Source organism: Kribbella sp. NPDC043289 (assembly GCF_056436705.1).
Map to the genome: position 1 here is coordinate 239,411 of NZ_JBWKCB010000001.1, position 20,604 is coordinate 260,014.

Below are 20,604 nucleotides of genomic sequence, written 5' to 3' on the forward strand. Positions count from 1 at the left end.
GGTTCGATGGCAACCCTGACCACGGTCCGGCCACCGGCCGGTGAGACGCCCGCACGACGTACGCGGCGACGGCGGCGCGAGCGCCCGGGCATCGAAGGACTGCGCCGCAGCCTGCGACGGCACTGGACCCTGTACCTGTTGATGGTCGTGCCGCTGATCTGGTTCGCGGTGTTCAAGTACATCCCGATGTCGAACGCCGTCCTGGCGTTCAAGAGCTACAACGTGGTCAAGGGCATCTGGGGGAGCCCCTGGGTGGGCTGGCAGAACTTCGATCTGTTCTTCCACAACCCGGTGTTCTGGACCCTGGTGAAGAACACCTTCGTCTTGTCGGTCTACACCGTCGCCGCGAGTTTCCCGCTCGCGATCGTCCTCGCGCTGGCGCTGAACGAGATCCGCAACGGGCTGTTCAAGCGGACCGTGCAGCTGGTGACGTACGCGCCGTACTTCATCTCCACGGTCGTGGTCGTCTCGATGACCATCCTGGTGCTGTCACCGCGGCTGGGGATCGTGAACGAGGGCCTCGGTTTCTTCGGGGTGCCAGGGGTCGACTTCCTCGGCAACCCGGATTACTTCCGGCACATCTATGTGTGGTCGGACGTCTGGCAGACCACCGGGTACTCCGCGGTGATCTACCTGGCCGCGCTGGCCGGGATCGATCCGGCGTTGCACGAGGCCGCGCGGGTGGACGGTGCGAGCCGGCTCCAGCGGATCCGGCACGTCGACCTGCCAGGCATCCTGCCGACCGCGGTGATCATCCTGGTGCTTGCTGTCGGCAACATCATGGCGATCGGGTTCGAGAAGGCGTTCCTGCTGCAGAATCCGCTGAACCTGAGCGAGTCCGAGATCATCGCGACCTACGTGTACAAGACCGGCCTGCTGAACGCCGACTTCAGTGGGGCGACGGCGGTGGGCCTGTTCAACTCGGTGATCAACCTGGCCCTGCTCCTGATCGTCAACGCCATCGCCAAGCGGATCACCGGGAACGGACTGTGGTCATGACGACGCTCACCGAACAACGCCCGGCGACCGGAAAGAAGGACGAGCGCCGCGATGCCCGGGAGCGCCGGATCCGCGAACCGCGTACCGACCGGATCTTCCTGTTCTGCGTGTACCTGCTGCTGGGCGTCTTCCTGCTCGTGGTGTTGTTGCCGTTGCTGTACATCGTGGCGAGTTCGTTCAGCAGTCCGGAGGCGGTGTCGTCCGGGCGGGTGCTGTTCTGGCCGGTCGACTTCTCGCTCCGTGGGTACCACGCCGTCTTCGCGAACCCGCAGATCATCCAGGGGTACCTGAACTCGCTCTTCTACACCGTCGCCGGCACGATCGTCAGTGTCACGATGACGATCGCGATCGCCTACCCGCTGTCGCGTCGTACGCTGGTCGGCCGGAACGTCGTGATGACGCTGATCCTGTTCACGATGCTGTTCACCGGCGGCCTCGTGCCGACCTACCTCGTGGTCCAGTCCGTCGGTCTGCTCGACACCCGCTGGGCGCTGATCATCCCGCAGGCGATCGGTGTCTGGCAGGTGATCATCGCCCGGACGTACTTCCGGACCGCGATCCCGGACGAGCTCGTCGAGGCGTCCCAGCTGGACGGCTGCGGCGACCTCCGGTTCCTCTGGTCGGTGGTGATCCCACTGGCCAAGCCGATGATCGCGGTGGTCGCGCTGATGTACGCGATCATGCAATGGAACTCGTACTTCGACGCGCTGATCTACCTGAAGAATCCGGACCTGTTCCCGCTGCAGCTCGTGCTGCGCAACATCCTGATCCTGAACACGACCGGTGGTGGCGCCGTCGACGCGTCCGTCGTCATCCAGCGTCAGCAGCTCGCCGACCTGCTCAAGTACTCGCTGATCGTGGTGGCGAGTGTGCCGGTGCTGCTGATCTACCCGTTCGTCGCCCGCTATTTCACCAAGGGAATCCTGATCGGCGCCGTCAAGGGCTGATCCCCGGTACCGCTCTGCCTTGTCCCAATCTCTGTGAGGAAGCCATGTCCGTAAAGCTCAGTAGGCGGAGGCGTGCCGCGATCGTCGGCACCAGCCTCCTCGCACTCGCCCTCGCGGCCTGTTCCGGAGGCAGCTCCAACGATCCCAGTAGCAAGCCGTTGCCGACCATCAGCGGCAACCCCGCGGTCACCCTGAGCGTGTTCTCGCCGCAGTCGGCCGACTGGAACCTCGCGACGAACGACTTCACCAAGCTCATCCAGCAGAAGTTCAACCTCACGATCAAGTGGCAGACCACCACGTTCGACGGTGGTCCGGCCAAGGAGAAGCGGCAGATCTCGCTCGCCAGCGGTGACTACCCGGATCTGTACCTGCTGATCCCGTGGGTCGACCAGTTCACCCAGGCCGACCTGCTCAAGCTGTCGAACCAAGGCGTCGTCGTGCCGCTCAACCAGCTGATCGACCAGTACGCGCCGAACATCAAGAAGGCGCTGGACGCGACGCCTGAGTGGAAGGCGATGGCCACTGCGCCGGACGGCAAGATCTACGGCATGCCGCAGTGGGTGGACTGCTTCCACTGTTCGTACCAGGACAAGCTCTGGATGAACTCGGCCTGGCTGAAGAAGCTGGGGCTGCAGCAACCGAAGACCACCGACGACATGCGCAAGGTCCTCGAAGCCTTCAAGACCCAGGACCCCAACGGCAACGGGAAGGCCGACGAGATCCCGCTCAGCGCCTCCGTCGGGAACTCCCTCATCCCGTACTTCATGAACGCCTTCATCTACGACCCGCAGGGCACCAGCGGCAACAACAGCTCGACGCTGGTGCTGAAGGACGGCAAGGTCGACCTCCAGGCGAACAAGGACGGCTGGCGCGAAGGCCTGCGGTACATCAACTCGCTGTACAAGGAAGGCCTGATCGACAAGGGCGCGTTCACCCAGAACGGGGATGCGCTCTTGCAGCAGGGCAACCACACCGGCTCGGTCATCCTCGGTTCCGCGACCGTGCTGCACTCGGGTCAGTTCGTCAACATCGGATCGGCAGACGGCCGGGACAAGCAGTACGACGTGGTACCGCCACTGACGGGGCCCCAGGGCGCGAACTACACGGGCTACAACTTCCCGAGCGTGCCGGGCGCCACCTTCGTGCTGACGAACAAGGCGACGCCCGAGCAGCAGATCGCCGCGATCAAGCTGCTGGACTACATCTTCACCGACGAAGGCCAGATCAACGGCCAGTTCGGGCTGGAAGGCAAGGGCTGGACCAAGCCGGGCCCCGGCGACGTCGCGCTCGACAAGTCGCTGAAGCCGGTGTTCAAGCAGATCCCGCAGAAGCCCGGCACGCCACCCCGGAACACAGCTTGGCAGGCGCTCGCGCAGTACAACAACACTGCTCATTTCCGGAACTCCGAAGCCATCGGCACCGACATCCACTCCCAGCCGGGGTACGAGCGCAAACTGTTCGAGGCGACCAAGCTGTACGCCGGCCACGAGGACAAGGCTCAGATCTATCCGTTCTGGAAGGTGTGGATCGATCCGGCCCAGGCCACCGAGGTCGCGACGCTGCAGACCAACATCGAGAACTACGTGCAGCAGAACGCGCTCCAGTTCATCACCGGTTCGAAGAACCTAGACACCGACTGGGACAGCTACGTCAAGGGCTTGGACAGCCTCGGCCTGAAGCGTTACCTGGAGATCCAGCAGACCGCGTACGACAAAGTCCCGAACAAGTAGATGAGGAGTGACCTGTGCCGTTCGACGCATCTTTTGATTCCCTGGCCACGTTCGAATGCCCTGACTGGTTCCGGGACGCGAAACTCGGCATCTGGTCGCACTGGGGTCCGCAGTCGGTGCCGCGGTACGGCGACTGGTACGCGCGCAACATGTACCGGGAGGGCAGTGACCAGTACCGCTACCACCTGCGGACCTACGGGGATCCGTCGGAGTTCGGGTACGACGACGTCGTACCGCTGTGGAAGGCCGAGAGGTTCGATCCGCACGCCTTGATGGAGCAGTTCGTCGCAGCGGGTGCACGGTATTTCGTGGCACAGGCCGTGCACCACGACAACTTCTTCAACTATGACTCGACCGTGAACGCCTGGAACTCCGTGAAGGTCGGTCCGGGCAAGGACATCGTCGGGCTCTGGAAGGCCGCGGCCGACGATGGCGGGCTGCCGTTCGGCATCACCGAGCATCTCGGCGCCTCGTTCACCTGGATGAAGGCCACCGAGGGCGATGTTGTGCCGGATCCCTGGTACACCGACGATCCCACCTTTCATGAGTACTGGCTCGAGTCCGTGACCGAGATGATCGATCGGTACGAGCCCGACCTGCTGTACTCCGACGGGCCCTTGCCGTTCGGCGAGCAGACGTACGAGCCGGGTCTGCGCGCGGTCGCCCATCTCTACAACACCAACCCGCGGGCCGTGTACCAGCAGAAAGACCGGCGCCCCGAGGTGAGCGCCGTCGGGATCATGGACATCGAACGGAGCCAGACCCCGGGGATCCACCCATCGCCCTGGCAGACCGACACCTCGGTCGGGGACTGGTTCTACAACGTCCGGGACGTCTACAAGACCGCCGGCCACGTGATCGAGATGCTCGTCGACATCGTGTCCAAGAACGGCAACCTGCTCCTCAACGTGCCGCAATTGCCGGACGGCACCCTCGACGCCGAGTGCACCGACATGCTCGAGGAGCTGGGTGCTTGGACCGCGCTGTGCGGCGAGGGAATCTACGGCACGCGACCGTTCCGGGTGTTCGGTGAGGGAGCGTCCAACGTGCTGATCAAGGGCTTCACCGAGGACCGGGTGCCGTGGACGAGTTCCGACTTCCGTTTCACCCGCCGGGACAACACGGTGTACGCGTTCCAACTCGCCTGGCCCTCGGACGGCCGCGCCGTGATCCGCAGCTTCGTGGACGACCGGGTGACCGGAGTACGGCTGCTCGGGCACGGCCCGGTCGAGTTCCAGCAGGCCGAGGGCATTCTGGTCGTCCGGCTGCCCGAGACTGCTCCGGTCGCCGTCGCGAACTGCCTGGCCGTCGAACTGCAAGCCGGCTGACCGCGAGTTGACCCGCCCTGCGAATTGCGAGCCGGCAGGGCGGGCCGATCCGGCTTACCGCGCTACCGGAGGCGGGCCGGCGGAGTCGCGGATGATCACATGGGTACCGATCACGGTGTGCTGATTCAGCGCGTGCCGCTCACGGTTCAGGGCATACCGTACGGCGGTCCGCCCGAGCTCCTCGTAGTCCACGTGGACCGTCGTGAGCTCGGGCGTGACGTCTCTGGCCAGTGGGATGTCGTCGTACCCGACGACCGAGACGTCCTCGGGCACCCGGAGGCCGGCTTCGCGGAGAGCGACGAGCACGCCGCTGGCCACGACGTCGGTCGCAGCAAAGATCGCGGTGAACTTCCGGTCGCGGGCAAGGAGCTCGCGAGTCGCCTGGTATCCGGACTCGCGGTCGAAGGTGACCGCGCGGGTGCGGTGCGGCGTCGTGGACAGGCGGTGTGCCTCGTGCGCGCGCTCGAACCCGCGGAGCCGTCCGTCGATGGTGATGTGGCTCGTGACGCCGCCGCCCAGGAAGGCGATGTCGCGATGACCCAGTGAGATCAGGTAGCTGGTCACCGCGTAGGCGCCGCCTTCGTTGTCGTACTCGACCACTGTCGCGGGGACATCGGAACCGAGCGGTGGACGTCCGCAGAGCACCAGGCGGGACCCGGACTTGTCCAAGGCACGGGCAGCCTGCGCCATCCGCTCCACGTAGCTTCGGCTGTCGCTGCCGCCGCCGACCAGAACCACCGCCTCGGCCTGCTGCTCGCGCATCAGCTCGATGATCTCCAGCTCGCGGTCCGGATCGCCGTGACTCGTGCAGACCAGGCACAGCCGGCCCTCCGCGGTCGCCTGCTGTTCCACGCCTTGACCGACGTAGGCGAACGCAGGACCGACCAGGTCGTGGACGATGAACGCCACCGTCTTGGTGCCCCCGCCGACCAACGCCCGCGCCTGGGCGTTGATGACGTAGTCGAGCTCGCGGACGGCCTTCATCACCCGCGCGCGAGTCGCCGCCGACACCGGGTAGTTGCCGGCCAGCACCCGGGACACCGTGGTGGCGGAAACCCCCGACGAGGCGGCGACGTCCTTGACCGTCGGACGCTCGCCAGAGGTCGGCTGTCGTGCCACCCACGGCCCCTTTCGGAGAGAACAGGAACAGGTCAACCCTAGGCTAGGCGACGCGGTCCAGATCGGAGGCCACGATCGCGTGTGCGAACGGCCGGCCGTCGAGGAAACGCTCTAGCTCGTCGATCACGCAATCGCCCATCCGTGCCAGTTCGTTGCCGTGCGAGCCGGCGATGTGCGGTGTCAGGAAGGTGTTGGGCAGCTCCCAGAGCGCGGAGCCGGTGGGTAGCGGCTCGGGTTCGGTCACGTCGAGTACGGCGTACAGCCGACCGGCTGCGAGCTGCCCGATCAGCGCGTCGGTGTCGACGAGGCTGCCACGTGCGGTGTTGATCAGGGTCGCCCCGTCCCGCATCAGCGCGAGCTGTTCGGCCCCGACGAGCCGATCGGTCCGCGGATTCGCAGGAGCATGCACACTGACGACGTCGCTGGTGCGCAACAACGTGTCCAGATCGACCAGATGTACGCCGAGCTCGGCAGCAGTGGCGGCATCGACGTACGGGTCGGACAAGCACACCTCGAGATCGAACAGACGGAGCAGTTCGATGACGCGGCGGCCGATCCGGGAGGCGCCGATCACTCCGACCGTACGACCGTAGTTCCCGATTCCGCTCTGTACTTCGGCCAGGGTGAAGTGTCTGGTCGCGTGGTACTGGTCGCGGAGCCGGAACACGTTCTTGCCGGCGAACAGGATCGCCGCGACGGCGTACTCGGCCACAGGTACTGCGTTCGCCTCGGCGGCCGAGGTGATCGCCAGGCCGCGTTCCCAGCAGGCCGGAGACAGGAGCGACTTGACCGAGCCGGCGGTGTGCAGGACCGCCCGCAGCCGGGGTGCCGCGTCGAGGACTGCCTCGGTGATCGGTGCGCAACCCCATCCGGTGATCAGGAACTCGGTCGAGGCCAGGGCGGCCATCACCTCGGCGGTGTCGAACCGCTCGGCGATGACGGTCTGATCGATCCGCACGAGCTGCTGCAGCCGGTGCATCGCCCGTGCTGGGTACAGATCCGGCAGGTGGTGTGTGCCGAGGGCGAAAAGTGCCGCGGGGCGGTCAGCCACGGGCTCCTCCGTTCATGAGTGGAAGCTATTTCAGGCTGCCCAGCGTGATGCCGGAGCGCCAGTACCGCTGCATCGCCAGCATCAGGGCGACGATCGGGATAAGCGAGACGATGGCCCCGACGATGACGAGCCCGGTCAGGTCGACCGACTGGTCGACCTTGATGTTGAGCCAGGAGTACAGGCCGAGCATGATGGTCCACTTCTGTTCGCCGCGCAGGAACACCAGCGGCCCGAAGAACGAGTTCCAGGAGCCGACGAAGCCGAGCAGGAAGATGGTCGCCGACCCGGTCGTCATCAGCCGCGCTCCGATCGTGAAGAAGGCGCGGTACTCGCCGGCTCCGTCGACCCGGGCCGCCTCGAGCAGCTCCGGCGGGACCGCGCCCTCGGCGTACACCTTGGCCAGATAGACCGAGAAAGCGCTGAAGAAGTGCGGCACGATGATCGCCCAGGGCGTGTCGACCAGGTGCAACCGGGTGTAGAGCAGGAACGAAGGGATGGTCAGCAGTGCGCCCGGGATCAGGAACGAGGCGATGATGCAGCCCATCAGGATTCCGCGGCCACGGAACCGGTACATGGCCAGGGCGTACCCGCAGGCCACGCAGATGACAGTCATGCCGAGCGTCCCGGCGACGCCGTACAGGAGAGTGTTCGCCATCCAGCGCAGGAAGATGCTGTCGTGGTAAGTGAACAGGTCCCGGGTGTTGTCGAGGAGGTGGAAGTCGGCGAACCACAGGCCGTTGGTCGTGTAGAGGTCGCGCTGGTCCTTGGTTGCGGAGACGATGAGGAACCAGACCGGTGCGATCGAGTAGATCAGGAAGAGGACGAGGCCGGTCCAGACCAGGATCCTCGACAGCTTGGACGGGTGGTGACCGGCCGGGAGGTCGTCGTCCGGCCGGTGTCTGCGGGCGGTGGTTGTGGTCATGCGGGAGCCTTGTTCGTGAGTTTGTAGAAGGTCGCCGAGATCAGACCGACCACGAGCGCGAGGACGATGGACAGCGCGGCGGCGTAGTTGAAGTCACCGACCGCGAAGGCCTGGTTGTAGATGGTCATGATCGGGGTGAAGTCCTTGGTCACGGTCTCCGGAGTCATCGAGCGGAACAGCAACGGTTCGCTGAAGATCTGGAGGGTTCCGATGATGCCGAGAACGCTGACCAGCACCAGGGAGCGCCGCACGTACGGCACTTTGATCGACCACGCGATCCGCCATTCGGACGCGCCGTCGACCCGGGCGCTGTCGAAGATGTCGCGCGGCACGGCCTGCAGGGCGCCGTACACGATCAGCATGTTGAAGCCGATGCTGCCCCACGCCATCAGGTTGCCGACCGACACCCAGATCAGCCCGCTGCTGTAGAAGTTCGCGTCGATGCCGAACAGCTTGAAGAACGGTGTGAGCGGACCGACGGCGGGGCTGTAGAGGTAGATCCAGATCAGGGTGGCGACGATGCCCGGGCTCATGTACGGCACGAGCATCGCGATCCGGAGCTTTCCGGCGACCCGGCGGCGGACCGAGTCGAGCAACAGCGCCAGCGCGAGGCTGGTGGCCTGGATCAGCGGGATGACCACGATCGCGAACAGCGCGACCCGCCACAGGCTGCCCCAGAACTTCACGTCGTGCAGGGCGCGGTCGAAGTTCTCGAACCCGCTGAAGCTGACGGTTTTGACGCCGAAGCCGAGGCCCGAGCTCTTTGCGGTGTAGAGGCTCTTGCTCAGCGCCATGATCACCGGGACAACGGTGAAGACGACGAACCCGGCGAAGAACGGCGCAGTGAACGACGCGCCTTTGAGCGCCACGGTACGGCGCCAGCGGCCGCCGGAGGAACGGATGTCCCCGGCCCGGTCGGCAGGTGACGCGGTCGACGGCTTCGGTTTCAGATCCAGGGACATCCGTACTCCTCGAATTCTGTCGTCGATGTCAGTTCGCGACGCTGATGCCCTTGGCCTTCAGGTCGTCGACGGTGAACTTCTGCATGTTCTCGAGGAGCTGGCGGAAGGTGATCTTCTTCGTGACGGCCTGGGCCCACTGGTCCTGCAGTTCCTTGAAGACAGCGGTGTAGTTGGGCCCGACCAGCCAGTTGTCCACCCCGGACGCGGAGGCCTTGTTGATCACGGTTTGTGCCTCCGGGCGGTGGCTGCCGAACAGCTTCCGCGGTACGGCGGCGTCGATCCACGGCGACGGGTCGGGCATCGCACCCGGCCAGGCGTAGGCGCCTGTCGACTTGTCGTAGGTGGCGTCGATCCCGTCCTTGGTCGTGTTCATCCAGATCCCGACCTCGCTCGCTTCCTTGGGGTGTTCACATCCCTTCGGCACGAGCAGTGCGTTGCCGTGCGCGGGAGTCGTGAACTTCGTGGCACCGGCGAACTGTGGAAGGTCGATCGGCTCCCAGTCGCCGATGGTCTTCTTGAAGTGCAGCTCGTAGTTGGTCAGCTGCCAGGTAGAGGTCGGCAACGAGACCATCTTGCCTTCGTCGAAGTACGCGATCAGGGCAGGCCGGTCCTGGTAGGTCTGGTTGGCGACGAGCCCGTTGTCCACCAGCTGCTGGAGAATGTTGGCCGCGGCAACGGATTCGGGCGACAGGAAGTCGACCTTCCAGGCGTCGTCCCGCACTGAGTACCAGGTCCCGCCAGCCTGGACGATCAGGTTGACCAGCGTGCTCGGGTCCTCACCGGCCAGGTTCATCACCTGGACGCCGTGTGGCTTGAGAGCTTTACCGGCGGCGATCACGTCGTCCCAGGTCTTCGGCACCGGTACGCCGTACTTGTCGTAGGCCGCGCGGTTGATCATCATGAACGTCGGTCCGGTGCCGAGCGGGATGCCGTAGTACTTGTCCTGGACCTTGGCGCCGGTGAGCGCGGTGACCTTGAACTTGGTCTCCGCGGGTTTCACGTAGTCGGTCACGTCGGTGAGCAGGCCTTCCGAAAGCAGGGCCGGTACGTCACCGAAGTTCTGCGACAGGCAGGGAATCGCGCTGCCTGCCGCGAGGGCGTTGCGCAGACCGGTGGCGGTGGTCGGAAGGTCTGCCTGCTTGACGAGCTTGACCTTGATGTCGCTGTGGGTGGCGTTGAACTTGTCCACCACCGGCTGGACGTCCGACCAGGCCCAGTACTCGATCTCGACCGGGCCGGCGGCTGCCTTGTTGGCGGTATCGCTGCTACAGGCGGCCGTGGTGGCGGCCAGGCACAGGGCGAGACCGGCCAGCACGGCGCGACGGCTGTTTCTGGGCATGCGTGTATCTCCGGGGGAGCTAGGGGATGTGTGGGCTGGTGGCGGCCGCCATAGTTAACGATTTCTATGAAAGCTAGGAGAAGAACTTGTTGCCGTCAAGGCTCTGCGCTCTTGCCGTGGCCCTGAGGTGATGCCTAGCGTAGAAATCGTTAACTACGACGCTGACCCAGCGGCTCTCGGTGCGGCGCGTCGAGCGTCACCCGCAGTTCTCCTGTCCCCGCCTCAGGAAAGAAGGTGCTGTCTGTGTATCCGACTCCTGCCGCTGGTCGCGGCCGTGTCCGGCGACTCGGCGCGTTCAGCGCAGCCCTCGTGCTCGTCACCGGACTCCTCTTCGCAGTGGCCCGGCCGGCCGCCGCCCGCGAGCTGGACGGGTGTGCGCTGTCGTTCCACTCCACGGTCAGCCCGCAGGGGTTCGTGCATCCCGGCGTCGCGCTGACCCAGCCGGTCCTCGAGAACGCCCGCGCGCAGCTCGCCGCGGGCGCCGAGCCGTGGACCTCGTCGTTCCGGGCGATGCAGCAGTCGTCCGCGGCCGGAACTGTCGTCACGTCGTCCAACCGGAGCAGTACGGACCCGGCCAAACCCGCGTCCGACGCGTTCAACAGCCAAGGCTTCAACGGCCGGTTCATTGCCGACGGTCTGAAGTCCTACACGCAGGCTGTCCTCTTCGTGCTGACCGGCGACGAGATCTACCGCAAGAACGCGCTCGACATCATCCGCATCTGGGAGCAGATGGACCCGGCGAAGTACGAGTACTTCACCGACTCGCACATCCATACCGGAGTCCCGCTCAACCGGATGGTGTCGGCCGCCGAACTGCTGCGCTACACCTCGTGCGCCGACGAGGCCTACCCATGGACCGACGCGGACACACAGTCGTTCACCCACAACCTTGTCGTCCCGGTCATCGAGACGTTCCAGAACGACAACAACCACTTCATGAACCAGCACAACTATCCGCTGATGGGCGCGATGGCCGGCGCGATCTTCATGGACGACACCGCCCTGTACCGGCGATCGGTCGAATGGTTCACCGTGAACGCCACGGCGAAGGACCAGGGCTTCAACGGCTCGGTCGCGCGGCTGTTCCGCTGGGTCGACCACGACGACAAAACCGGCGAACCGATCAAGGACCCACACGTCCAGCATGCCGAGATGGGCCGTGACCAGGCCCACGGCGGCGGCGACCTGACCAACGCCGTGATCATCGCCCGGATGCTGCTGGCGCAGGGCACGAAGGTCGACCCCGTGGCCGGTACCGTCTCCGGCGCGGCGAACGCAGTCGGCCCGTACGAGTTCCTCAACAACCGGATCCTCGGCGCCGCCGACTACTTCTGGCGCTTCATGCTCGGCTACGACACCTCATGGACCCCGATGGCGTACGCGATCTCGCCGGACGGCACGATCCGCGACACCTACAACCACATCGCGGACGGCTACCGAGGCCGGTACGTCACCGCGAGCTTCTGGGAGATCTACTACTACTACAAGTTCACGCTCGGCAAGGACGTCCAGGCGATGGCGCCGTACTACGCGGAGGCCTATGCCAAGCGTCCCGGGCCGTTGTACTCGCGCGGCGGAGTGGTCGGAAACTACTGGGACGGCGTCGACGGCGGCGGCGACTCATGGTTGTTCGCGCCTGCCGCGGCGGCGGGGGAGTCGACCCGGCCGCTGGGCAGTAACCCCAACCGCTACGAGGTCGAGGACCGCTACACCCACCTGGCAGGCGAGGTCACGACCGGCGACGGCTACGTACGGATGGCCCCCGGCTCGAAGATCGCCTACCTCAACGGCGCGACGGACCGTCCGAAACTCGGCTTCCTGGTCCGCACCAACGGTGCCGCGGTGATGCACCTGCACACGGCCAGGAACGGCCGCACCCTGAAACAGGACTATCCCGTGGACGTGCCGAACACCGGCGGCAAATGGCGGTACGTCACGACCGACGGACCGATGGACGACATCCTCTTCATCGCGGTCGACGGCGCTACCGTCGACCTCGATCGCATCAACATCAATGCCGCGGCCGAGCTCACCGGGCCGGTCTTCCCCGGCACCGCGGCGGACCGCGCCATCGGCTGGCTGGGTGCGCAGGCAAAGATCGACCTCGCCGCGACGGCCGCAGAAGGTACGACGTACGCCGCGACCGGGCTTCCCCCGGGCGCCGTGCTCGACCCGGCCACCGGTCTCCTCACCTGGAGGCCGACCCGGGCCGGCTCCTGGACCGTCACGGTCGCCGCCGACGACGGCACCAGCATGGCGGCCCGCCGCATCACCCTCACCGCGGCCGGTGACCGTACGAGCGCCCTGGTCTTCGCGAGGAACGGGTACAGCCCGCGGACGGCGTACGAGTCTGCGACCAAGGACGCGTACGATGACGCCGTCGCGGCCGCGAACAACCTGTGCAGGAAGGGATCCGACGCCGAGTGCCAGAGCGCGTTGGCCGCCGTCGTGGGGGCGGTCGACGGACTGCGTGCACTCTCGCCGAAGATGGCTCTGGACGGCAGCCTCGACTATCCGGGCCTCGTCGCTTCTTCCACCACCGGTGACCGGATCGTCAACATGGTCGACGGTGACGAACAGACCGGCACCGTCTATCCCCAGGCCGTGAATCTGTCGCACACCTTCGACTTCGGCCCGGACTATCGCGTGTCCGCGACGAAGTTCGGTTTCCAGAGCAACATCTTCGCCGACCGGCTCGCGAACTCGGCCGTGTTCGGTTCCAACGACGGAGTCACCTGGACTCGTCTCACCCCCGGGGTGACCGCGTTCACCCAGGACTACAACACCCTCGACGTCGCCACGGATCTTCAGGACGCCGAGTTCCGGTACCTGAAGGTCCAGATGATCAAGCAGTTGCCGGACGTCCTGTACGGGATCGTGCGTGGTGTGTTCGAGATGACCGAGTTCCACATCTATGGCGAACGGCACGAGATCGGCAACCTGGTGAAGGCGACCTCGATCACGTCCGCTCAGGCCATCGCCGGCAAGATCATGACCGGCGACACCGTCGACGTCGCAGTCACCGCGAAGAAGCCGCTCCAACAGGTGACGGTCACCGTCCAGGGCCTGCCGGCGAAAGCGACCTCGGCAGACGGAATCAACTGGAAGGCCTCGGCCAAGCTGGACAACGTTGCGACCGGCACCATCCAGGTCGCCGTCGACTCCGTCGATGCGAACGGCAAGGCGGGCCCGACGGCGTACGGAACGACCGACGGATCGAAGCTCTACATCGCCGGCGACCCGGCACACTTCATCGACGTTGCCAAGGTGGCGACCGTGACCGCCTCCGACAAGCAGTGGCCGGGCACCGGACTGGGCGCTGACAAGGTCGGCTACCTGCTCTTCGACCGCAATCCCGAGACGTACGGCGATCTGAACAGCGGATCAGGCGCGTACTACCTCCTCGATTTCGGTGCACACGCGACCGTACGCCCCGAGGAGGTGCTGCTCCTGCCGCGGGCCAGCCACCCGCAGCGCGCCAACGGAACGGTCGTCCAGGGGTCGAACGACGGCCAGACCTGGACCGACCTCACCAAGTCGCTCACCGGAGCGTTGGCGAACACCTGGAGCGACCAACCCTCCTCGGGTGACAACCACTTCCGGTACCTGCGCATCTACAACGCCACGAGTTGGTTCGGCGACCTCTCCGAGGTCGAGCTCTACGGCGACCTCAAGACCGACGCATAGTTCGCAAACCTCCCAACGACCGCCAGGGCGAGCGTCTGCCACCGCGCAGGCGCTCATCCGCTCCTCACGCGTCAAGATCTGACCGGGCCCGACCTGTGTGGTCGTGCGCGCGGTGGGTTGACCGGGCCTGTGCTGCCACGGACGATGAACTCGACCGGTGGAAGCTCTGCTGTCGGCGGTTGCTTTCCTTCGACGAGAGCGACCAGGGTCTGCGCGGCGGCTGTTCCCCAGGCCACGACGTTCTGCCGGACAGTAGTCAGGGGCGGGACGGCATACGGCGCGAGTGGTATGTCGTCGAACCCGACCACGGACAGGTCGTCCGGAACGCGGAGACCACGGTCGGCCGCGACGGAGATGCCGGCGATGGCCATCAGGTCGTTGCCGTAGACGATCGCGGTCGGTGGCTGGCGGAGATCGAGGAGTTCGTGTGTCGCACGAGCGCCGGAGGCACCGGTGAAGTCGGCGGTGACGACGGTTCCGATCGGCAGGCCGAGCTCTTCGAGGGCACTCTGCCAGGCGCGGCGCCGCGCCTCGGTGTGGACGTAGCCGGCGGTGCCCATGACGTGCGCGATGTGCTGGTGCCCGAGTGAGTGCAGATGGTGTACGGCGCGCCGTACACCAGCGTCGTCGTTCATCCCGATCGTGGTGCCGTCGCCCGGGTCCGTCCCTTCCGGGGCAACGATGACGGTGGTCAGTCCGAGGTCGCGGAGCTCGTCGGGCCGGGTGTCGTGAATGCGAAGGTCGGTGAGGAACACGCCATCGGCCCGCGACTCACGGGCGAACCGCTGATATGCGGCGCGTTCGGACTGCTCGTCGCCGACCACCTGCAGGACCAGCGAGTACTCGCGCGCCGCGAGCCCGATCTCGATGCCTGCCAGGAACTTGGGGAAGAACGGGTCGGTGCTGAGGAGTTCGGGGTCGCGGCGGATGACCAGCCCGACGGCTTGGGCGCGGTTGCGAGACAGCGCGCGGGCCCGCGCGCTCGGCTGCCAACCGAGCGCCGCGGCTGCGCGGAGGACTCGGTCCCGTGAGGTCGCGCTGACGCCGGGACGTCCGTTGACCACGAAGGACACCGTGCTCTTGGAGACCCCGGCTCGTGCCGCCACGTCGCCGATCGTCGCCCGCTTGGACGGGCTGGACTCGGCTCCTGCGCCGGACGGGGGGTATGGCTCCGCTGTGCTCACCTCGCAAGGATAGTCGTTGTAAACCGGTTTTATAGCGACGTTTGGCCGCAGGCGCGGCCCGTGTCTGCCGTACGGCAGCCTCTTGACCGCTCTCATTCAAACCGGTTTAATCCCGATGACGACGAGCGGGCCACAGTCCTCGCCGGGGCCTGCGTACTCACAGTTCCGGCCGTCGTCCTGTTCGTCCTGTTCCAGCGGCACTTCACGTCCGCGAACCTCGGCTCGGCCGTCAAGGGCTGAGTCACCGTCCCGCACGAACCTCGACTCCGAAAGCCAGGTCATGACGCAGATCTCCGGTGTACCGACCGTTCCGTACCGGTTGCGAAGGATCGGCACGATCATGAGTCCCGAGCCTGGCGACCCGCTCGAGGCCGAGGGCGTGCTCAACCCCGGCACGGCCTGGGGGAGCGATGGTCAGCTCTACCTGTATCCGCGTCTCGTCGCGCAGGGAAACGTGTCACGCATCGGCCGCGCGCGGGTGGTGATCGCGGATGGCGAGCCGGTGGGGGTCGAGCGGCTCGGCGTCGTCCTGGCCCCCGACGAAGGCTGGGAACACGGTCGGCAGAACGCCGGCGTCGAGGACCCCCGGATCACCTTCGTCGAACCGCTCGGGATCCACGTCATGACCTATGTGGCGTACGGTCCGCTCGGCCCGCGCCCGGCGATCGCGGTGTCGCGAGACACGGTCGGCTGGCAGCGCCTCGGCCCGATCCGGTTCGGCTACCAGCCCGAACTGGACACCGACCTCAACCTGTTCGCGAACAAGGACATCACGCTCTTCCCCGAGGCTGTTCCAGGCCCCGACGGCAGACCCGCGCTCGCTCTGCTGCATCGTCCGATGTGGGACCTCGACTGGCTGCGTCCGGGCGCGGGCGCTCCGACGCCGGCCGGGATCACGGACGCGAGGCCGTCGATCTGGATCGGGTACGTCGACCTCGAGCAGGCGATGCGTGACCTCAATACGTTGACCTCCGTGCACGGGTCGGAGCTGATCGCCGCGCCCGAGATGCCCTTCGAGGAGTCGAAGATCGGCGCCGGACCGCCGCCCCTGCGGGTACCCGAGGGCTGGCTCGTCCTGCACCACGGCGTGACCGGAGCGAACGTCAAGGGCTTCGAGCTCGCGCACGGCGCGCGGTACACGGCCGGCGGAATGCTGCTCGACCCGGCCGACCCGCGGCGGGTTCTCGCCCGGACACCGGAACCGCTCCTCGTCCCCGAGACCGCGGAGGAGTTGCAGGGCACGCTGGGCAACGTCGTCTTCCCGACAGCGGTCGAGAAGATCGGCGATCGGTACTTCGTCTTCTACGGCATGGCCGACTCCCGGATCGGCGTCGCCGAACTCACGCACTGTCAGAAAGGGAGCTGGACATGAGACGCATCAGATTCCTGATCGCCGTGATGCTGAGCATCGTGGTCGCCGGCAGCGGGCTGGTCGCGGTGCCTTCGGCATCAGCCGATCCCGGGAAGAAGGACGTCGAGACGATCGTCGCGCGCCTGCGGCAGTACTACCTGGACCAGGGCGACGAGATCAAGATCGCCAACGGGATCTACCTCGGCCGGATGTCCGAGGCGGTGCACTACGCGGATTCCCTGGCGGCGGACGGTTCGTGGTCCGATGTCGACTACACCGACACGACGAGCTCGGCGAACGGTGCGGTCTGGTCGGCGTACATCGCTCTGTACCGGATGCTCGCCATGGCCCAGGCCTACCGCGATCCCACCGCGAGCGGCTACCAGAACCCGGCGCTCCTCAGCGCGCTCGAGAAGGCCCTGAAGTACTGGGACGCGGCCGACCCGACGAACAAGAACTGGTGGGAGACCGAGATCGGCGAGTCCATCGCCATGGGCAGGATCTCAATCTTCGTCGGTGACGTGCTCAGCCAGGACGCGCTGGATGTCGCCTTGCGGCACAACACCGGCAAGCTGGATCCTGTCGGCGCCAACGGGGCCTGGCGGACCACCAACTACTTGTTCGAGGCCCTTGCCACCAACAACGCCGCGAACATCAGAGCCGGCTTCGACACCATGGTCCAAACGGTCGTCGTCGACAACTCCGGTGCGACCCACGAGGCAGTTCAGCCCGACGCAAGCTTCTGGGCGCACGGCGCGCAGCTGTACAGCGAGGGCTACGGGATGATTCTGTTCGTCAACGTCGCGCTGTGGGCCGACGCCGCCCGCGGCACCGGCTTCGCTTTCAGCCGGGACAACCTGGACACGATCGCCAACTACATCGTCAACGGCACCCGGTGGATGATTCGCGGAGAGATCGGGATGCTCTACCTGGGCTACCGGCCACCGAAGACCATCGACGGAGTGACGAGCCAGAGCTCGGAGTTCATCGAGCCGCTGACCAAGATGATCCGCACCGACCCGCTGTACGCGAGCGCGTACCGCGGCCTGCTGGACAGCATCTACGGAAAGACCCGGTCGAACGGACTGGTGGGGGACAAGTACTTCTGGCGCTCCGAGTTCTCGTCCCACCTCCGTGACGGCTACGGGATCTTCACCCGGCTGAACTCCAGCCGAACCGTCGGCAGCGAGTACCGGTCCACCTTCCGTCCCGAGGTCGGGAACGAGATCGTCTGGAACAGTGCCGGTGCGACGGCGATCCAGGTCAACAACCACGAATACTCCGACCTCGGGCCTGCCTTCGACTGGTTCCACTATCCGGGCGTGACCGCGCCGTACGTCAAGGAGCAGACTCGTGGCTCGACGGGGAACGGCGGAGCCTTCACCGGCGGTGTCTCCGACGGCACGTACGGCGCGAGCGTGTACAGCCTCGATCGCGCGGCCACGAAGGGAAACAAGAGCTATTACTACTTCGACGACGAGATGGTCGCCCTCGGGTCCGGTATCACCTCCACGTCCGATGCGGCCATCCACACGACCGTGAATCAAGCGGCAGCGAAGCCGAACGCTTCGGTGGACGGCGAGCCGGTGCCGGCCGGGCCGGACTCCGTGGCAGTCGACCATCCGTCGTGGGCCTACAACGACGAGGTCGGGTACGTCTTCCCGAGCGGGCAACCGGTGCGTGTCTCGAACAAGGCCCAGAGCGGTAACTGGCTCGACCAGGACCCGGTGAGCCGGGACGCCTTCACCCTGTACGTCGATCACGGGGTCAAGCCGCACGACGCCGGCTACGAGTACGTCGTACTGCCGGGGAAGAATCCGGACCAGGTCAAGGCGTACGCGGCCGCTCCGGCGATCAAGGTGCTGCGCAACGACACCGACGTTCAGGCTGTCCAGCACCCGGGCCTGCACCGGACCATGGCGACCTTCTACCGGCCCGGGCGGCTCGACCTGGGGCAAGGACGAACCCTCGAGGTGAGCCGGCCGAGCATCGTGATGCTCGACGAATCGGGTGCCACCCCTGTGGTCAGTGTCGCGAACCCCAGCCAGCCAGGGCTTGTCGTACGCGTAACCCTGAACGACAGGACCACGTCTGCCGACGGCAGCTTCGCTCTCGGCTCCGGCCCGAACCTCGGCCGAACCCTGACCGCAGCACTGGTGCGGCGCACGCCAGGCGAGAATTCCGACTACAGCGCGAGCACCTCGGCCCCGGACGGGCAGGCTGCGTTCGCCGGCGACCAGGACGAGTCGACCGCCTGGCACTCGGCGGAGGACGGGTCGGCCTGGCTCAGCAAGGAACTCGAATCCGGGTCGTTCCTCACCGGCGTATCGATTGCCTGGGGCGACGACGCCGCGCGGCGCTACCTGCTGCAGACCTCGTCCGACGGTACGACGTGGGCCGACCAACGGTTCGTCCGGGACGGAACCGGCGGACGCGTCACTCTGGAGATCGCGCCGACGCCTGCGAACTATGTCCGGCTGCTGATGATCGACAGCACCACCGGCCGCGGGTACGCCGTCAGGGAATTCGGCACGCAGACGAGCGTCAACCGCGCCCTGGGCGCGGCGGTCACTGCCTCCGGTTCGTCGGGCGGGACCGCTGGGAACGTCACCGACGGAAGCATGGAAACGCGGTGGAGCGCGACCTCCTCCGACACCGCGTGGATACAGGTCGATCTCGGATCGGTGCAACGGATCCGTACGGTCAGGCTGTGGTGGGAAGCGTCATACGCCAAGCAGTACACGGTCCAGGTGTCCGGCGACGGGCGGACCTGGCGGGACGCGTTCGCCACGAGCGGTGCGGGCTCCGATGGCGGGACCGATGTGGTCAAGGTCGACGAGACCGCGCGGTACGTCCGGGTGCAGTCGCGTCAGCGCAGCACCAGCCAATACGGGATCTCGCTGTGGGAACTGGAGGTGTTCGGCGACGATCGGATCACCGACGCGTCGCCCGCATCGGGCGGCCGTGAGAACCTCGCCCTGCACCGGCCGGTCAGCGCCGACTCGACGTACAACGTGACACTGGCCGCGGCGAACGCGAACGACGGAAACGCGACCACGCGGTGGGCATCGCAGCGGCAGGCAGCGCCGTACACCACCGAGCGATGGCTGCAGGTCGATCTCGAAAAGACCCAGCCGGTCAACCAGGTCGTCGTGTCGTGGGAGGCGGCGACCTCGAACGACTACCGCGTCGAGGGCTCGGTCGACGGTCAGAACTGGACCGTGCTGGCCCATGTGCAGAAGACGTCCGGCGAGCTCCGGAACGTCGTCGACTTCGGGCAATCGGTGGCCCGCTTCGTTCGCATCGCCGGCCTGCCGGCCACGCAGTACGGGCTGTCGATCTTCGAGCTCGAGGTGTACGGCGGCTACACCCTGCGCTGCGGTGCGACGCCGTACAGGGTCGACCCGAACCGGAAGACCGTTGTCACGGGCACCCTTTCGCCCCGCGATCCCGACGACGAGGTCGGTGTCGCCTCCCTGGACAAGAACGTGGTCTCGATCTCCGGCACCCCGCACCTGGACGCCGACGGCCGAATCGACGTCGACCTCAGCACGGGACGATCGGGATCGACCTCGCTCCTGTTCACTCACGCCAAGGGCGACGAGTACGTCCTGTGCCCGGTGTCGTTCACGGTTGCAACGACGAAGCTCGAGCATCTGGTCAAGCGTGCGAACACGTTGGACAGCGAGAGCTACACGCCGTCCAGTTGGCGACCGCTGCTCCCGGCACTGGAGGCGGCCAAGGCCGCGCTGCGGTCGCCCGACCTGACGCAGCCGAAGGCTGACCGCGCCGCTGCTGTGCTCGCGCACGCAATTGCCGCCCTCAGCAACCCGCCACGATGATGTCCTAGGTGTCTCGACAGCCTCCCTTGCGGCGAAACTCTCTCAAGGCATCACCAAAATCTCTGCTCGCGAGGTTAGACATTGCGAGCCGAGATGTGTAATGTTCCGTGTGTCGACAGAGAAGAACAGCGAAGCTGACGTGG

At 66.2% G+C, this 20,604-nt stretch carries 14 protein-coding genes; 7 read left to right on the forward strand and 7 right to left on the reverse strand.

Translation table 11 applies throughout. The features are described from left to right. Positions 1–6: 6 nt before the first annotated feature. Genes AC0662_RS01155 through AC0662_RS01170 form a run of 4 tightly spaced genes read left to right on the forward strand, consistent with a single transcriptional unit; the run spans position 7 to position 5,004 of the window. The gene (locus AC0662_RS01155; RefSeq protein WP_452195803.1) at positions 7–999 is read left to right on the forward strand and encodes an ABC transporter permease; all 993 of its coding nucleotides are present in this window, start codon (positions 7–9) and stop codon (positions 997–999) included. Then, the gene (locus AC0662_RS01160) at positions 996–1,946 is read left to right on the forward strand and encodes a carbohydrate ABC transporter permease (RefSeq protein WP_452195804.1); all 951 of its coding nucleotides are present in this window, start codon (positions 996–998) and stop codon (positions 1,944–1,946) included. Before AC0662_RS01155 ends, AC0662_RS01160 begins: the two co-directional genes overlap by 4 nt. Positions 1,947–1,990: 44 nt before the next feature. Beyond that, positions 1,991–3,676: a type 2 periplasmic-binding domain-containing protein gene (locus AC0662_RS01165; RefSeq protein WP_452195805.1), complete on the forward strand. Its 1,686-nt coding sequence runs from the start codon at positions 1,991–1,993 to the stop codon at positions 3,674–3,676. A 14-nt stretch (positions 3,677–3,690) separates the two neighbouring features. Next, a complete protein-coding gene (locus AC0662_RS01170; RefSeq protein WP_478297684.1) occupies positions 3,691–5,004 on the forward strand; it encodes an alpha-L-fucosidase in 1,314 nt (437 codons plus the stop codon). A 54-nt stretch (positions 5,005–5,058) separates the two neighbouring features. On the opposite strand, the gene AC0662_RS01175 is transcribed toward AC0662_RS01170, so the two are convergent. Genes AC0662_RS01175 through AC0662_RS01195 form a run of 5 tightly spaced genes read right to left on the reverse strand, consistent with a single transcriptional unit; the run spans position 5,059 to position 10,397 of the window. Further along, positions 5,059–6,123, reverse strand: coding sequence for a LacI family DNA-binding transcriptional regulator (locus AC0662_RS01175; RefSeq protein WP_478297686.1), 1,065 nt, complete (start codon positions 6,121–6,123; stop codon positions 5,059–5,061). A gap of 43 nt (positions 6,124–6,166) precedes the next feature. Next, positions 6,167–7,174, reverse strand: a complete 1,008-nt coding sequence (locus AC0662_RS01180; RefSeq protein WP_452195808.1) for a hydroxyacid dehydrogenase — start codon at positions 7,172–7,174, stop codon at positions 6,167–6,169. 25 nt (positions 7,175–7,199) lie between these two features. After that, positions 7,200–8,096 carry a carbohydrate ABC transporter permease gene (locus AC0662_RS01185; protein ID WP_452195809.1) on the reverse strand — a complete coding sequence of 299 codons (897 nt, stop codon included), beginning with the start codon at positions 8,094–8,096 and terminating at the stop codon, positions 7,200–7,202. Next, positions 8,093–9,058, reverse strand: coding sequence for a carbohydrate ABC transporter permease (locus tag AC0662_RS01190; protein WP_452195810.1), 966 nt, complete (start codon positions 9,056–9,058; stop codon positions 8,093–8,095). Before AC0662_RS01190 ends, AC0662_RS01185 begins: the two co-directional genes overlap by 4 nt. Positions 9,059–9,086: 28 nt before the next feature. After that, a complete protein-coding gene (locus AC0662_RS01195; RefSeq protein WP_478297688.1) occupies positions 9,087–10,397 on the reverse strand; it encodes an ABC transporter substrate-binding protein in 1,311 nt (436 codons plus the stop codon). Between the two features lie 243 nt (positions 10,398–10,640). On the opposite strand from AC0662_RS01195, the gene AC0662_RS01200 reads away from it, so the two are divergent. Then, positions 10,641–14,084: a putative Ig domain-containing protein gene (locus tag AC0662_RS01200; protein WP_478297690.1), complete on the forward strand. Its 3,444-nt coding sequence runs from the start codon at positions 10,641–10,643 to the stop codon at positions 14,082–14,084. Between the two features lie 71 nt (positions 14,085–14,155). On the opposite strand, the gene AC0662_RS01205 is transcribed toward AC0662_RS01200, so the two are convergent. Together AC0662_RS01205 and AC0662_RS01210 are read right to left on the reverse strand one after the other, a co-directional pair. Beyond that, on the reverse strand, positions 14,156–15,268 hold the full coding sequence (locus AC0662_RS01205; protein ID WP_452195813.1) for a LacI family DNA-binding transcriptional regulator: 1,113 nt from the start codon (positions 15,266–15,268) through the stop codon (positions 14,156–14,158). Positions 15,269–15,364: 96 nt separating this feature from the next. Beyond that, the gene (locus AC0662_RS01210; protein ID WP_452195814.1) at positions 15,365–15,610 is read right to left on the reverse strand and encodes a hypothetical protein; all 246 of its coding nucleotides are present in this window, start codon (positions 15,608–15,610) and stop codon (positions 15,365–15,367) included. On the opposite strand from AC0662_RS01210, the gene AC0662_RS01215 reads away from it, so the two are divergent. Both AC0662_RS01215 and AC0662_RS01220 read left to right on the forward strand, forming a co-directional pair. Then, positions 15,609–16,640, forward strand: a complete 1,032-nt coding sequence (locus AC0662_RS01215; protein WP_452195815.1) for a glycoside hydrolase family 130 protein — start codon at positions 15,609–15,611, stop codon at positions 16,638–16,640. The genes AC0662_RS01210 and AC0662_RS01215 overlap by 2 nt on opposite strands. Then, positions 16,637–20,461, forward strand: coding sequence for a polysaccharide lyase family 8 super-sandwich domain-containing protein (locus tag AC0662_RS01220; RefSeq protein WP_452195816.1), 3,825 nt, complete (start codon positions 16,637–16,639; stop codon positions 20,459–20,461). Before AC0662_RS01215 ends, AC0662_RS01220 begins: the two co-directional genes overlap by 4 nt. The last annotated feature ends 143 nt before the right edge of the window (positions 20,462–20,604 follow it).